Source organism: Niabella aquatica, assembly GCF_054779315.1.
Genome location: NZ_BAAGYM010000028.1, coordinates 61,154 through 75,930, shown reverse-complemented (window position 1 = coordinate 75,930; position 14,777 = coordinate 61,154). Strand labels below are relative to the sequence as shown.

Below are 14,777 nucleotides of genomic sequence, written 5' to 3'. Positions count from 1 at the left end.
ACAAAATAACAAATTGTCAGACGTTTTTCTTCTACAAATAAATGAGTTTAACAAAGTTTTACTAAAGTCTTCGTACTTTATTCCCGGTATTAGAAAGCAGGCAGTTACCTCAGGGCTTCCAGCCACTTCATTGTATCCACACCATCGGCATAATCGGTGAGGCGTGGACGCTGGGCATCTCCAAATGGTGTAAAGCCTTTGCCCACGATGCATTGAACAGATTCGTTATGTTCAAGTAATCTCTTCACAGCGTCTATGCTTTCGTAATACTGGTAATTGAGCTGGCTTACCGGAGAAAAAATGGCTTCTTCTTCAATGAGCAGGAGAGCGGCATTGCTCATATATACCTTATTGCTTAAAATGTGCAATGCCAGGTTATAGTCGTAATTATTTTTGTATTTATGATGATCTGCCAGGTATTCATACTTTTTGAATGCATCGATCAATGGCAAAAAATTATAGCCTTCAGGAACGTAAAGCTTGGTGATATTTCTGCATCCCATTCCAAAATACTGATACACATCATCTGCCAGAAGCTCCAGCTCTTCTTTTGTTTCAGCTCCGGTAAGTAGGGCGGCAGAAGTTCTGTTTTTCCGGATAATGTGTGGGAATTTTCCGAAATAGTACTCAAAATAACCGGCGGTACTATTACTTCCTGTAGCTATATAGGCATCGCAGTTTTTCAGCAGTTCGGCAAATGCAATGAAATTTTTTAGTTCGGGTTGCCATTCCATCAGCTTTTCTGCTATATGCTTCATTAATATTTCGTCTTTGGACGATAATTTGATCAGGCATTTATGGCCGCTGATAAACACACATAAAAAGTCGTGAAAACCTACCAGAGGTATATTCCCTGCCATTACAATGCCAATAAGCCGGGGTGCCGGGTTGTCTTCTTTAATACCCGGATATTGCCTTACCCAACGCTTTAAGGCCTCTTCCTGTAAAAAATGACCGGTAATGTTCCGAATACTGAGATCAATGAATTCGGGCAAAAACCAGGCGTTATGGGCAGAGGCCCTTTCTTTTATGCTTTGCCACTCTTCATTATTTTGTTGTATATATTGTCCCAGCCTGCTCATTAATTCAATGCGTGTAGATAAATTCATATCCATTCAGTAATTTTGCGTTTTATTACGAACAAATATAGTTTCATAAAACAAACAATAGACTATGGCAATAAAAATTACGGATGAATGTATAAACTGTGGAGCGTGTGAACCCGAGTGCCCGAACAATGCAATTTACGAAGGTGGGGTAGAATGGGCTATCTCAGACGGCACTTCTGTTAACGGTGCATTTACTTTAATGAGTGGGAATGTGGTGGACGTGCACTATAAGAATGAACCACTTGCGGTTGATACTTATTATATTGTGCCCGATAAATGCACAGAGTGCCAGGGTTTTCACGAGGAGCCTCAATGTGCTTCGGTTTGCCCGGTGGATTGTTGTGTGCCTGACGAGATGTATCAGGAGACGGTGGAAGAGTTAATGGCAAAGAAAGACCGTTTACACGTTTGATTTTTTAATCTAAGGTCACTAGTGTATTACGGCCCTTCATTTTCCTGGCGAACAGTTTTTGAAATATGAAACACCACTCGTTTTATTAAATTTTTATTTATGCCACCAGAGTATTTTAACCCGGGTGGCATATTTTTATATTATGAAGAAGAATATTGCACTTGTTACAGGCGGCTATTCAGGCGAGGCCGTAATTTCCTATAAAAGCGCCGTTACCATTCAAAACAACCTGGATAAAGAAAGATATAATGTATTTAGAATAGATATCACGCTGAATGGCTGGTATTACGTGGCAGAAGACGGAACCCGGTCGGATGTGGATAAAAACGATTTTACCATTGTCAGCAACGGGGAAAAAATAATATTTGACGCAGTGCTTATAGCGCTGCATGGTACGCCCGGGGAAGATGGAAAGCTTCAGGGTTATTTTGATATGCTCAATATACCCTATACAGGGTGTAATGCTGCCACATCGGCTATTACCATGAATAAAAGTTATACAACCGGTGTAGCGGCCAAATCAGGTATTCATGTGGCGCGATCGGTTTTATTGTTCGATCATTCTCCTGTACCGGCGGAAGCATTGTTGCAAACGCTAACACTGCCTCTTTTTGTAAAACCGAACAGTGGTGGTTCCAGTATTGGTATGAGCAAGGTTTTAAATCCTGAGGAGCTTCAGGCCGCTATTGAAAAAGCCTTTAAAGAAGACCGGCAGGTATTGGTGGAGGAAATGATCACAGGCCGCGAGTTCACTATTGGTGTGTATAGATCAAAAGGCCAGATCATTGCATTACCTATGACGGAAGTAACAGCGGATGCTTCTAAAGTATTTTTTGATTTTGAGGCTAAATATGAAGGAAAGTCTACTGAAATCACACCAGCCCTGGTGGACATATCGGTTACTGAAAAAGTGAAAGCCGCTGCTGCAAAAGTGTACGCGGTCTTTAACTGCAGGGGTGTTATCCGCATCGATTTTATTTTTAATGACGCTATCGGCGAGCCATTTATGCTGGAAATAAATACTGTTCCCGGGCAAAGTGCTGCCAGCATTATCCCGCAGCAGGTTGCAGCGGCGGGCGAAAGCTTAAAAGAATTTTATACTTTACTGGTAGAAGAATGTTTTGCGTAAACATTATATTTACTAAATAAATTTTTTGAATGTTTAAGTTCATTACAGGTAAGTCGCTTTGGGCAAATGTATTGGTCGGTATTTTATTAGCCGTATTATTCTTTGTGGGTGTGATCAGTTCATTAGGCTGGTTTACTAATCATGATAGTGCTAAAACGGTACCGGGTGTGATAGGAAAACCATTAGCGGAGGCAGAAAAAATTTTGACAGATGCCGGCTTTACTGTAGAAATCCAGGATAGCCTTTATTACGATACTTTAGCTCCCACACAGATAATAAGGCAGGTTCCGGATGAGCTGGAAGTTGTGAAATCTACGCGAACCGTTTATCTTACCTATAACAGGATGTATCCTCCTCAAATAGAAATGCCTAATATTGTCGGGTATAGTTTCAGGAATGCACTGATGGTACTGGAAAATGCAGGGCTGAAGCTGGGTGATACAACCTTCCGTCCTGATTTTGCAAAAAACTCGGTATTGGAGCAGTTATATAAAGGAGGCACTATTCAACCCGGAGCTAAAATAGCAATGGGGAGTAAAATAGACCTGGTGATTGGTTCTGAGCTTAGTCAAACTGCGTATGCTATTCCTAATTTAATAGGACTTACCACCAGCCAGGCAAGAGCGCTGCTCGAAAGCAAAGGGATCATGCTGGCATCTATTATTCCTAATCCGGATGTAAGGGATACTGCTAATGCATATGTGTACCGCCAAAGCCCCGAAAGGTTTGATGACGAGGGACATGTGATCAGCATACGATCAGGGCAGGTGATGGATATTTGGGTAAGCGTAGCGGCACCTGTAACAGATTCGCTGCATACCATGAAGCCTGATCATACAGGTACCGAAGCTGAAATAGAATAGCTTTGAAAATAATTATTCAAATCAAACTTTAAATAAGCATGGAAACCATTACAGTTCAAAAGCTGAAAGAAAGAATGGACAATGGTGAAAAAGTAAACCTCATCGATTGCCGCGAACCAGCCGAATATGAAGAATATAATATTGGCGCTGCCCTAATTCCTCTGGGCGATATTCAAAACGGAAATATTGGCTCCCTCGAGGGAAAAGAAGAGGAAGAGGTTATCGTTCATTGTCGTAGCGGAAAAAGAAGCGCTGCAGCCTGTCTTTACCTGGATTCAATCGGGTTTAAGAAAACAGTAAATGTGGAAGGAGGCATTTTAGCCTGGAAAGAGACATTCGACAGCGAATAAAAATTGCAGTAATAAATTTTTAAAAGCCCTGTGATGTAAAAACTCACAGGGCTTTTAAGCTTTAAGATAATGTGAAACGGGATAACTTAACTTACGCCAGACTCCCGCTCAGAAATTTGAGTCTGTTCTAGTATTGCCGGGCCATTCTAAAAAGTAAAATTTATCCCAATGTTCCAGTTGATGCCGGCCTGCGGAAAATAGTAGTTTTCTGTGGCAAGGATAGCGCTGTTGTTGAAATAATAAGAATAAGTGTACCCGTTGTTTTCATATTTTCTATTAAAAATATTGTTTGCTGTGAGTATTACTCCCAGCTCTTTGAAGGTGTTTGAAGGTACAAAATACCTTACTCTGATATTTGTTAAGTAATAGGGGTTGATACTCTTTAGCTTGTTGGAGGAATTGTCAAGATATTGGCGTCCGACATATTTTTCCGTGAGATCCAGGAACAGCCGGTGCCCCCTGGTTTTACCGAAAAAAGGCTCAATCGTTACACTACCGCCGGCTATTGCATTTGGTGAAAAGGAAATATCAGTGTTCCTGAATGTCTGCACCCCCTGACCCATTTCTTCCCAGTCCTCGTCATTATTGTAAATAGTATAATATTCAGTGATCTCTTTGATCTTGTTTTTACTGAAAGTGGTATTGGCGCTGATTTGAAGCCAATCCAGCGGTTTTGATGTCGCTGTTAGTTCTATACCTGCCCGATAACTTTTGGGTACGTTTGCACGTACGGAAGCACCTACATCGTTTATTTTTCCGGTATTGATGAGCTGATTTTTATAGTTCATGTAATAACCGTTAATACCTGCCTGCAATAGCGGGCTTTCAAATCCGTAGCCGATCTCAACGTCGTACAATCTTTCCGGCTTAACCATGGAGGCCTTATCAGCTGTCTCAAAATCATCCCGGTTGGGCTCTTTATTGGCCACGGCGAACGAGGCGTAAACCTTGCTAAGCCTGTTTTGCAGATGATTGATAAAGTAGCTTAACCCCAGCTTTGGATTAAAGAAATGGAAGGAGCCGGAAGATTCAATTTCAGGATTTTTCCTGAAGCCATTCATGTCATGGGAAACATAACGGTATTGCAGGTCGGCAAACCCGTACAGGTTATCAATAATTTGTTGTTGTAATTTACCGTAAATATTAAAATCTGTTTTGTAGGCTGTAAGGTTGTACCATTTATAATCAACCGGTATACCGATCTCAGCCCATTTAACAAAACCGTAATGTTTGGCATCGTATTGTGCATATCCACCGCCCAATACAAGGTTCGTGTTTTTATAATTGTACGATGCAGACAAAATGCCTCCGTAATAATGGTTGTCTAACCAGAGCTGCCGGGTAAGGTCAGTTTGTTTGATTACGCTATCGCCGATGGTGATACTGCCCGGTAAGAAGTAAGATGAAAAAGATTCTCCCCTTTTATATTCATTGTAATAACCCCGGCCTCTTGTCATGAACAGGCCTATATTGGACGACCATTTACTGTTGAACTTATGATTCAGGAAAAGCTGATAATAATCCTGTTGGTAATTATCTGTTTGGTCATTGTAATATGTAACGTTCCCGTTTTCGTCTTTATGCATTTTACCCAGTGTATTGGTACGCCTGCCGATAGCGTCTAACTGTTTGCTGTAATCAACGGTAGCGGGGTCATCTTTATCTGTAAAGTAGGTGCCGATCCCATTCCATGCCTGCCCGGTGGTTTGTTTCCCGGTAAGGAAGTTGAATTTGATATTGGTCATTTCATTAAGCGATGTCCAACCGCCAATAAAATGCAGTGATTTAAGGTCGGAGGAAGCACGTTGAATATAACCGTCTGAACTGAGTTTGGATGCGCGCATGTCAAACCGGAAGCCTCCTTTTAAAATCCCGGTGGAAGCACCCAGGGTATGCTTCCAGGTATTGTACGAACCATAAGCATTGGAGGCATAAGCAGTAGCCTCGCGGTTCTGTTCGTTGTTGGAGATATTAAGCGAACCGCCAAACGCACCTGCACCGTTTGTGGAAGAGCCTACCCCGCGTTGGATTTGTATAGAGCTGGTCGAGGAGGCCAGATCGGGCGTGTTCACAAAGAATACACCCTGCGATTCAGGATCGTTTACCGGGATGCCGTTAATGGTAACGTTGATGCGGGAAATGTCTGTGCCGCGCAGGCGCATGGAGGAATAGCCAACACCCAGGCCATCATCAGAACTTGTTATTAATGATGGTACCTGGTCCAGCAGGTAGGGTAGGTTTTGTCCAAGGTTTTGTTTCTGAATCTCGTTTTTGCCGATGTTGGTTACTGCAAACGGCGCTTTGGTACTAAGCCGCAAAGCCCTTACCTCGATGGGCGACAGCAGGTAAAAACTGTCTTTGTTGTGTGTAGAATCTGTTTGCGCGTTTGCGCCATACGCTGCCGGGAGCAGGCAGCTCCAAAGAAAAATCCTCTTCATTTGTTTTTTTGTTTTAACAATTAAAAAATGAGAGGGAAATGCTGAAAAGAAAGGCGTCTATGTTCATCCTTCCCTGCGCAGGCATTACCCTGATCAGGTTTTACGGGTATTATCTCAGCTTTTCACGCCATTCGGCGGATCAGCACCCCGGGAAACCGGCCCCGCCAGAACGGGACATTTGCTTTAAAAAAGCAGTGCGAAGGTAAGGAGAAAAGTTTATAAACTGAAAGCTAAAATGCGGCAGGTTTAAAATTCAATGTTTGAAGGTTTCAGGTTGGCTTCTTATGATAAGCCTCCGACTTGCTCCCTTACTTAATAATATTAAACAATCGTTTCCATCTGGGGCCATTTTCATAACTGAACCAGATCATCCAGGCTTTACCTACTACGGCACTTTCAGGTACAAAGCCCCAGAAACGGCTATCCTGGCTTTTATGACGGTTATCGCCCATCATCCAGTAATAGTCCATTTTAAAGGTATAGGTGTTGGCTGGCTTTCCATTAATGAAATATTGGCCATTTCTGTTTTCTAAGGTGTTGCCTTCATAAGATCTGATAACACGCTCATACATAGGATAATTTTCAGGAGTAAGCGTAAGGGTCATTCCTTTTTTGGGAATCCATACGGTGCCGTAATGATCCACAGACCATTGATGCACGGTGTCATAGTAGGGAAAAAGGCTTTCGGAGCCCGCGTTGGCCGGAATTATTTCTTTTGTTACAGATGTGGCATCAACAGCAGGTAATTTTTTAAGGATCTCCAGTTCCGGTAAGGTAAGATTGATATGATAAATGCCATTTCCCCAGGCGCTGAAATCAGGACTGCCGCTTTCCATATTCAATGCAATACCTGCATCGCGCAGAAAATCTTCATCAATCTGAAGATTGTTTTTTGTTTTAAAGATATAATAAGTAGCAGCGGTAGGAGATACATAGGCCGGTTTATTATTAATGTAAACAATGCCGTCAACGATTTTTAAAGAATCGCCGGCTATCCCTACGCAACGCTTGATATAATTATCGGTTTTATCCATCGGATGCGAAACAACCGGGAACTCGGAAGGATTATCTAATATATACCGGAATTGCTGATCTCCTTTTTCTGCTCCTCTTTTAATATCATAATAAGGAACAGCCGACTCAAAGCCTTCCTTATGGATTACCGTATCTCCTGCTGGAAAATTAAATACCACGCAATCATTTCTCTTTACCGGTGCAGCGAACCAGCGGATATAAGGTAATTCGATCAAAGTGGAATAAGATCTTGTATTGATCCTGGGAAGGTAGTTATGTACGAAAGGCACCGATAACGGTGTATTGGGAATACGTGGTCCGTAACTGAACTTACTAACAAAAAGGAAATCCCTTACAAGCAGTGTTTTTTCCATAGAACTGGATGGAATGGTATAGGCCTCAAAAACAAAAGTACGTATGAGGGTAGCCGCTACAACAGCAAAAATAGCTGCATCCACCCATTCACGCCAGCCGGGTTTTTTATGTTTTTTTACACCTTCTGCACCTATAAGGCGGGCATCTTTATTATTTGCCAGCCACGGAAAGTAAAAGAAAGGAACTATTGCTGCCGCGGCATGATCCAGGAACGAAAAACGGCAGAATACTTTTGCAAATTCTATGAAAATACCAGGGGTGATAAACCAGCCTACTACGGGAATAAATTGCCAGAATACCCAATGCTTTGGGCGCTGGGCGATATCCTGCATCACCCAGGTGTTATAAAAGGGAATATAGGCTTTCCACGACTCACGGCCCGCCTTTTTAAACAATTGAGCCAAACCAAAGGACGGTAACAATACAAGCAGTAGGCTAATAAAATATATAACTAATAAATGATTAAAAGGCATGGGCCAGAAAATTTTGTGGCAAATTTATTGGAAACAAACGAAATAGTGTAAGTGTAGGGGATAATTAACAAATTGAGTGAGCGGAAACCTTTTGATTTAAAAGATCAGGGTGATTATTTATTGTCTTTATGCCGGATATTTTTCAGCATGACCGTTGTTTCCTGGAATTCAATGATCATACAAAAGGTGTTTTTATATCAAAGACCTCCACCGGGGAGGTCTTTGATATAAAGTTCAAAAATAAAAATCACAAATGGATCGCTTCACCATAAGCTACCTCGATAGCATCTTTAATACTTTCGCTGATGGTTGGGTGCGGGTGAATGCTGTTCAATACTTCATGGTAAGTAGTTTCCAGCTTACGGCCTACCACCGTTTCTGCGATCATTTCGGTAACATTGTAGCCGATCATGTGGGTGCCCAGCCATTCGCCGTATTTAGCATCAAAAATTACTTTTACAAAACCTTCTGTATGTCCGGCGGCACTTGCTTTCCCGCTGGCGCTTAGCGGGAACTTACCCACTTTTACTTCGTAACCAGCTTCTTTAGCTTTAGCTTCCGTATATCCCACGCTTGCAATTTCAGGATAGCAATAGGTACAACCCGGAACGTTATTGTAGTCGATCGCTTCCGGTTTGTGTTTGTATTTGCCTTCGGCGTGAGCAATAGCTTCCACACAAATAATAGCTTCTTTACTTGCCACGTGTGCCAGTGCCTGGCCCGGAACGCAATCACCAATGGCATAAAAACTATCTACATTGGTTTTGTAGAACTTGTCTACCACAATTTTTCCCTTATCGGTTTTTACACCCACAGCTTCCAGCCCAATGCCTTCAATATTTGCAGCTACGCCTACAGCGCTCAATAAAACATCAGCTTCCAAAACAATTTCACCATTTGCCGTTTTTACTTTGGCTTTAACCCCGTTCCCGGATGTATCAACCGATGTTACCTCGCTATTGGTTAAGATATCTATACCCTGCTTTTTCAGGTTTTTTTCCAGTTCTTTAGAAATATCTTCATCTTCAATAGGCACAATGCGTGGTAAGAATTCCACCACTGTAACTTTGGCGCCAATGCTGTTATAGAAATAACCAAACTCAATACCAATAGCACCACTACCTACAACAATGATACTTTTAGGTTGCTGAGGTAATACCATAGCTTCACGGTAGCCGATTATTTTTTTACCGTCCTGTTTCAAAGCCGGCAATTCGCGGCTGCGGCCGCCGGTAGCAATAATAATATGTTTGCCTTCTACTACCTGGGTTTTGCCATCAGCGCCTTTCACTTCTACTTTTCCTTTGGCTTTCAGACTGCCAAAACCCATAATCACATCAATTTTATTTTTGCGCATCAAAAACTGAACGCCTTTGCTCATTTTATCTGCAACGCCACGGCTGCGTTTTACAATCGCTTCAAAATCAGGAGTACCGCTGGCTTGAATACCAAACTCCTGCGCATGTTTAATGTCGTTATATACCTGGGCACTTTTCAATAAGGCTTTGGTAGGAATACAGCCCCAGTTCAGGCAAATGCCACCCAGGCTTTCTTTTTCAATGATCGCGGTTTTAAAACCCAGTTGAGACGCCCTGATAGCAGCTACATAACCGCCCGGGCCGCTGCCCAACACTACTACATCGTATGCCATGTGTTATAAGTTTTTATATTTTAGTTTGATAGATAAGAATTGTTCGCCCCTTGGACTATTTGAATTAAACCTTGCGAATTTAGCTGAAATACGTTAAACGACAAAGGCAAACACTTCTATGGTAATCTATAAAAACCACTATTACCGTATGTTGAACTCAATATAAAAACGAAGAAAATTTCGCCTCTTACTGAAGCCGATAAGCTGCAGCTCTGTACTCCCCAAAGAGCAAATGTGTACAAACATAAGAAATAGCATATCTGCTACGCATTCTGTTTTATTACCTTATATTAAAAAAGCAGCTACATTATTGTAACTGCTTAATTATTAAGTGACCGCGTTAGGATTCAAACCTAAAACCTTCTGATCCGTAGTCAGATGCTCTATTCAATTGAGCTACGCAGCCAACTCCGCGTAAGGGGACGGCAAAGGTAAGGATAAAATTGATTTTAACAAACGTTTTTTTAATAAAACAACAGGCTGAATACAGTAATGATGAATAATAAATAATGAATTAACTACAATATTCTGGAAATATTTTTACCCGGATTGATCAGAAATGGTTTTTGATCGGCAAATACATCATCTCCCATCCACCATTTTTTTTCGATCAGTTTATAAATGTCTGAATTCTTTTTTCCCGGCGATTTTTTGAAGAACCATGTTTTTTTGAACAGCAGATTAATTTTGAGGTAGATTTTCATTTTTGGTATATTATATCATAAGTAACGACAGTGCAAATTTAAAAAAAAACAGCAAACTTGGAATCCCTAATATTTGTGATAGATTAATGCTTATATTTACGTCTTGCCTTTAAACCCGCTTTGGGACATTCCTAAAGAGGCCAAGGTGAGTCCTTTCAACAATTTGACAGTCAAAGTATAAATGAATGCAGGGAAATCTATAAAGCTATCTGAAAAGGTAAAAATAACAATCGCTTTATCTATAAGCGCGCTTATTTTAATAGGACTTGGAATTTATGCTAACTCAAGAACCGTCCGGTATAAAAAATCCATGCGCGATGTCAATCTTTCCGGTATTATTATCACCCAATCCCAGGATGTACTGAATGCGGTACAGGATGTTCAGGCTGCTTACAGGGGCTATATTATATCCAACGATTCTTCTTATCTTAAATCATTTGATATTTCAAGCCGGATCTTACAGATCCGGATCAGTTCTCTGAAGCGTTTGCCTATGCTGTACAGGCAGCGGATGCTTTTAGACAGTATTGATGTGCTGGTAAATGAGCAAAGACAAATAGCTTACAGCATCATCGTTAAACGCAGGTACATTTCGTTTTTAGAAGCATGGAGCTTTTTTAATAATGGCGAAGAAAACAGGCTTATTAATAAGTTAAGATATAGTGTTCTGAATTTTATAAACACCGAAAAAGCGCTGCAATCACAAAAGTTGAAGCAGGAAAATGATAGTTTCAACCAAGTGATCTATGTGGTAATAATAAGCGTTATTGTTGCTGTTTTAATCATACTGTTTACCCTTGGCTATATCAGAAAAATCTATCAGCGTTTGATTAATACAGAGCAGCTTTTACTAAAATCACAAGTAAGGCTGGAGAGCATTCTCGACAAGCTACCGGTTGGTACTATCATAGTAAATACCAAAAGCAATGAGTACCATGCCAACCATAAGGCTGTAGCATCACTTAGCCAGCAACTGCTTCCGGATGGCAGTGTTTTTGAATCTCCGGATAATGTTACAGTGCCTAACAGTACGCTCAAGCATGAGCTACGCGATAAACTGTTTATTACCCATGCTATTCACGGAGAAGAAAATATAGGGTTTAATGAAACCACCATTGTGGTAAACGGTGCAGAAATTCCTTTCAGGGTAAGCGCTATACCCATTTATAACGAAAGGGGACAACTGGAATATGCTATTTCTGTATTTGATGATATAAGTAATATTAAGGAGTTTGAACGTGAACTTATACAGGCTAAAAAGCTGGTTGAGGAATCTTTAAAATTAAAAGAGTCCTTCTTAAGCAATATGAGCCATGAGATCAGGACACCTATTAATGCGATCCTGGGCTTTGCCGAATTGTTGGGCAAACGGGATATTGGCGCTGAAGAAAATGAATATGTGCGGATTATTCAGTCAGCAGGTGAGAATTTACTGAGATTATTGAATGACATACTGGATTTTTCCAAGCTCGAATCCAATATGATGGTTTTTGAAGAACATCCTGTAAGCATTGATGGTATTTTAAACTCCATTTGCAGTTTATACCTGCCTAAAGCCAGGAGTAAAGATATTACGCTCAGTTATGAATGTGATGCCAATGTACCCGATGTGGTGATTGGAGATCCGGTACGCTTAACCCAGGTAATTACCAATATTGTTGGCAATGCTATTAAGTTTACTCCAAGAGGAAGTATTTTGATCTTTGCAAGGATGATCGCATCTGATGAAAAAAGATCGGTAATAGAATTTAAAATAAAAGATTCGGGTATTGGTATTTCCAAGGACAAATTATCGCGTGTGTTTAAAAGATTTGAACAGGCAGGGGTAGAAACCACACGCCTTTACGGGGGCACGGGCCTTGGATTAAGCATTGCTAAACATATTGTTCAAAGCCAGGGTGGGGAAATATCTGTAACCAGTGAGCTGGGCGTGGGCTCTATATTTACCTTTACAATGCCTTTTGCTCATTACGATTCAACTAAAATGGTAAATGCCAAAACTGTGGAATCTGTGGCGGACCTGTCGTTTTTAGAAGACCTGCGCATATTGCTTGTAGAGGATAATATGCTGAACATAAAATTGATCAACGGTATTTTTCTGGGTACGAATGTGAAGATAGATGTTGCAGAAACTGGCGCTCAGGCTATAGATAAAGTGAAAAAAAATTTTTACGATATTATATTGATGGATATTGAGCTGCCTGATATGAATGGATATGATACCACTAAAATTATCCGGAACGATCTTAAAGTTAAGTTGCCGGTTATTGCGCTCACAGCGCATGCGCTTGCAGGAGAAAGAGAAAAATGCCTCGAAGCCGGAATGAATGAATATCTGACGAAACCGGTAAATACAAGAAAGCTGTTCGAAATGATAAGTGCTTTAATGGCCGGAAATATAGAACCGTCTGTACATGCTAAAGACGGTAAGGCTGATATTACAACCATCCAGTCTCAGCAATTATTTTCAACAGAGTCTTCTGTAGTAGATCTGAGTTACCTGCATGAACTGTCCGATAATAATAAAGAATTTGAAAAAGAAGTTATTGAGCTGTTTCTTACACAGGTACCCCCTCAGATGCAGGAACTGGACATAGCTGTTAATTCCGGTAACTATGCTGACGTGAAAGCGCTGGCCCATAAATTGAAATCTTCTACAGCAGTTATTATAGGCAAAAAGCTGATGCCGCATTTTGAGCTGCTTGAAGAAAAGGCAATAAAGAACGACCTGAACGATAGCGCTATGAGGAGCTACCGCATTATTAAAGATATGCTTTCTAAGGGTAATAACCAGCTGGAAGCCCTGCTTCAAACCGCTTACTGATCATTTGCTGCATTACTGAAAAGTAATGCCATTTCTTCGATAGGGGTTGCTCCGGGGAAAAATCCGGTTACCCTTTCTACGACTTTTTCTACCAGGGCATCAGGGCAGGAGGCACCACTGGTTATTAATATTTTTACAGGCTGTTTTACTGGTAAATAATTATGAGTCAGCAGTTCCTGGCCGGTATGAAAATTATAGTGCAATATTCCCTTATCAGAAACAATTTTTTCAGGGCTGTTTATATAATAAGTAGGTAGTTGTTCTTCGCAAAGTTCTACAAGATGCGAAGTATTAGACGAATTATACCCGCCTACAACAAAAGCAAGGTGGGCATCGGTACGCAGCATGGCCGACACAGATGTTTGATTGTCGTTTGTGGCATAACAAAGCGTATCCCGGGTATCGGCAAACCGTTCGGCTAAAGATTCTTTTGTCAATTGATATTTATCCGTCATTACCTGTTTGAGATAATCGGCTATCGCCTGCGTGTCGCTGGCCAGCATAGTGGTTTGATTGACCACGCCAATCCTTTCCAGGTCCTTTAATACGTCAAAACCCTGGCTGTACTGCCCTTTGAATTCTTCATAAAAATCATCAGCACAGCGCTCACCTGTAATATAACCTGCCAGCCTTACAGTTTGTTCCATATCTTTTACTACAACTGCAGGTGCACCTGAAGCGGCATGTGAAAAAGTAGCCCTTGTTTCTTCGTGAGAAGGCTTGCCATGTATAATAATAGTGTAATTCTTTTTCGCAATAGCAGCGCTTCTGTTCCATACTTTTTCAACAAAAGGGCAGGTGGTATTATATTTTTCGGTGGGAATACCTATATCATTTAACTTTTTTTCGATGGATAGTGTGGTGCCAAAGGCCGGTATTAGCACAATATCGCTTTTGGTAAGACTGTCAAAAGGAACGAGCTCTTTCCCGTATGTATCCTGTAAAAACTGTACACCATGTTTTACGAGATCTGCATTTACCTGTGGATTATGGATCATTTCACTTAATAAGAAAATACGTTTGCCCGGGTTTTCTTCAACCGTTTTAAATGCAATCTCAATGGCGTTTTCCACGCCATAGCAAAAGCCAAAATGCCTTGCAAGATAAATGTGTACAGGTCCGAAATCGAGCAGGGTAGGAGTGAAATCTTTTTTAAGCTTGTCATTTTCCTTTCTACGCTTTTTAATTGCTGATATAAGAGCGCTTCTGTAAAAAACGGGTACGTCAAACTGCTTCATGCATGCAAAGATAAACAGGAACAGGGTATTGGCATTGAAGAAACAGAAATAGGGCATTCTAATTGTCGTGCCCGAAAACCTCCTCTCCCAAGAGACAGACTTACTTCTCACTGATCCAAACGGACTTCTCAAATGACACGATTACTTTATAATAATTTTGAAATGCACCCACATAAATAGCTGCCAGCCGGAACAAA

The 14,777-nt window shown here is 41.0% G+C and carries 11 protein-coding genes, 1 tRNA gene and 1 riboswitch; of the genes, 5 read left to right on the top strand and 7 right to left on the bottom strand.

Going from position 1 to position 14,777, the window contains the following annotated elements:
- Positions 1 to 104: 104 nt before the first annotated feature.
- Positions 105 to 1,109 (bottom strand): acyl-CoA reductase, encoded by a 1,005-nt coding sequence (locus ACYVBM_RS18100; RefSeq protein WP_460687107.1) that lies wholly within the window; start codon positions 1,107 to 1,109, stop codon positions 105 to 107.
- Positions 1,110 to 1,173: 64 nt separating this feature from the next.
- On the opposite strand from ACYVBM_RS18100, the gene ACYVBM_RS18095 reads away from it, so the two are divergent.
- The 4 genes from ACYVBM_RS18095 to ACYVBM_RS18080 all read left to right on the top strand — a co-directional run bounded on the left by ACYVBM_RS18095 (position 1,174) and on the right by ACYVBM_RS18080 (position 3,863).
- Entirely contained in the window at positions 1,174 to 1,521 is a 348-nt protein-coding gene (locus ACYVBM_RS18095) for a 4Fe-4S dicluster domain-containing protein (RefSeq protein WP_460687106.1), read from the top strand.
- A 142-nt stretch (positions 1,522 to 1,663) separates the two neighbouring features.
- Entirely contained in the window at positions 1,664 to 2,650 is a 987-nt protein-coding gene (locus tag ACYVBM_RS18090; protein WP_460687105.1) for a D-alanine--D-alanine ligase, read from the top strand.
- 29 nt (positions 2,651 to 2,679) lie between these two features.
- Positions 2,680 to 3,513, top strand: a complete 834-nt coding sequence (locus tag ACYVBM_RS18085) for a PASTA domain-containing protein (protein ID WP_460687104.1) — start codon at positions 2,680 to 2,682, stop codon at positions 3,511 to 3,513.
- Between the two features lie 38 nt (positions 3,514 to 3,551).
- Positions 3,552 to 3,863, top strand: a complete 312-nt coding sequence (locus ACYVBM_RS18080) for a rhodanese-like domain-containing protein (protein WP_460687103.1) — start codon at positions 3,552 to 3,554, stop codon at positions 3,861 to 3,863.
- Between the two features lie 146 nt (positions 3,864 to 4,009).
- Here ACYVBM_RS18080 and ACYVBM_RS18075 read toward each other — a convergent pair whose 3' ends face one another.
- The 5 genes from ACYVBM_RS18075 to ACYVBM_RS18055 form a co-directional block, all read right to left on the bottom strand.
- A complete protein-coding gene (locus tag ACYVBM_RS18075; RefSeq protein WP_460687102.1) occupies positions 4,010 to 6,301 on the bottom strand; it encodes a TonB-dependent receptor in 2,292 nt (763 codons plus the stop codon).
- 53 nt (positions 6,302 to 6,354) lie between these two features.
- A riboswitch (TPP riboswitch) is annotated at positions 6,355 to 6,461 on the bottom strand.
- A gap of 148 nt (positions 6,462 to 6,609) precedes the next feature.
- Complete coding sequence (locus tag ACYVBM_RS18070; protein WP_460687101.1) at positions 6,610 to 8,163, bottom strand: S26 family signal peptidase; 1,554 nt, start codon at positions 8,161 to 8,163, stop codon at positions 6,610 to 6,612.
- A gap of 247 nt (positions 8,164 to 8,410) precedes the next feature.
- Positions 8,411 to 9,814, bottom strand: a complete 1,404-nt coding sequence (gene lpdA / locus ACYVBM_RS18065; protein WP_460687100.1) for a dihydrolipoyl dehydrogenase — start codon at positions 9,812 to 9,814, stop codon at positions 8,411 to 8,413.
- Positions 9,815 to 10,146: 332 nt separating this feature from the next.
- Positions 10,147 to 10,220, bottom strand: a tRNA-Arg gene (locus tag ACYVBM_RS18060).
- A 112-nt stretch (positions 10,221 to 10,332) separates the two neighbouring features.
- Positions 10,333 to 10,518, bottom strand: coding sequence for a hypothetical protein (locus ACYVBM_RS18055; RefSeq protein WP_460687099.1), 186 nt, complete (start codon positions 10,516 to 10,518; stop codon positions 10,333 to 10,335).
- Positions 10,519 to 10,699: 181 nt separating this feature from the next.
- On the opposite strand from ACYVBM_RS18055, the gene ACYVBM_RS18050 reads away from it, so the two are divergent.
- Complete coding sequence (locus ACYVBM_RS18050; RefSeq protein ID WP_460687098.1) at positions 10,700 to 13,342, top strand: hybrid sensor histidine kinase/response regulator; 2,643 nt, start codon at positions 10,700 to 10,702, stop codon at positions 13,340 to 13,342.
- Here the strand turns inward: ACYVBM_RS18050 and ACYVBM_RS18045 are convergent.
- The gene (locus ACYVBM_RS18045; RefSeq protein ID WP_460687097.1) at positions 13,336 to 14,580 is read right to left on the bottom strand and encodes a 4-hydroxy-3-methylbut-2-enyl diphosphate reductase; all 1,245 of its coding nucleotides are present in this window, start codon (positions 14,578 to 14,580) and stop codon (positions 13,336 to 13,338) included. The genes ACYVBM_RS18050 and ACYVBM_RS18045 overlap by 7 nt on opposite strands.
- Between the last annotated feature and the right edge of the window lie 197 nt (positions 14,581 to 14,777).

Excerpts from the sequence above, each read along its gene's own strand:
- ACYVBM_RS18100 (WP_460687107.1), bottom strand. The coding sequence starts at position 1,109 with ATGAATTTATCTACACGCATTGAATTAATGAGCAGGCTGGGACAATAT.
- ACYVBM_RS18095 (WP_460687106.1), top strand. The coding sequence starts at position 1,174 with ATGGCAATAAAAATTACGGATGAATGTATAAACTGTGGAGCGTGTGAA.
- ACYVBM_RS18090 (WP_460687105.1), top strand. The coding sequence starts at position 1,664 with ATGAAGAAGAATATTGCACTTGTTACAGGCGGCTATTCAGGCGAGGCC.
- ACYVBM_RS18085 (WP_460687104.1), top strand. The coding sequence starts at position 2,680 with ATGTTTAAGTTCATTACAGGTAAGTCGCTTTGGGCAAATGTATTGGTC.
- ACYVBM_RS18080 (WP_460687103.1), top strand. The coding sequence starts at position 3,552 with ATGGAAACCATTACAGTTCAAAAGCTGAAAGAAAGAATGGACAATGGT.
- ACYVBM_RS18075 (WP_460687102.1), bottom strand. The coding sequence starts at position 6,301 with ATGAAGAGGATTTTTCTTTGGAGCTGCCTGCTCCCGGCAGCGTATGGC.
- ACYVBM_RS18070 (WP_460687101.1), bottom strand. The coding sequence starts at position 8,163 with ATGCCTTTTAATCATTTATTAGTTATATATTTTATTAGCCTACTGCTT.
- lpdA (WP_460687100.1), bottom strand. The coding sequence starts at position 9,814 with ATGGCATACGATGTAGTAGTGTTGGGCAGCGGCCCGGGCGGTTATGTA.
- ACYVBM_RS18055 (WP_460687099.1), bottom strand. The coding sequence starts at position 10,518 with ATGAAAATCTACCTCAAAATTAATCTGCTGTTCAAAAAAACATGGTTC.
- ACYVBM_RS18050 (WP_460687098.1), top strand. The coding sequence starts at position 10,700 with ATGAATGCAGGGAAATCTATAAAGCTATCTGAAAAGGTAAAAATAACA.
- ACYVBM_RS18045 (WP_460687097.1), bottom strand. The coding sequence starts at position 14,580 with ATGAAGCAGTTTGACGTACCCGTTTTTTACAGAAGCGCTCTTATATCA.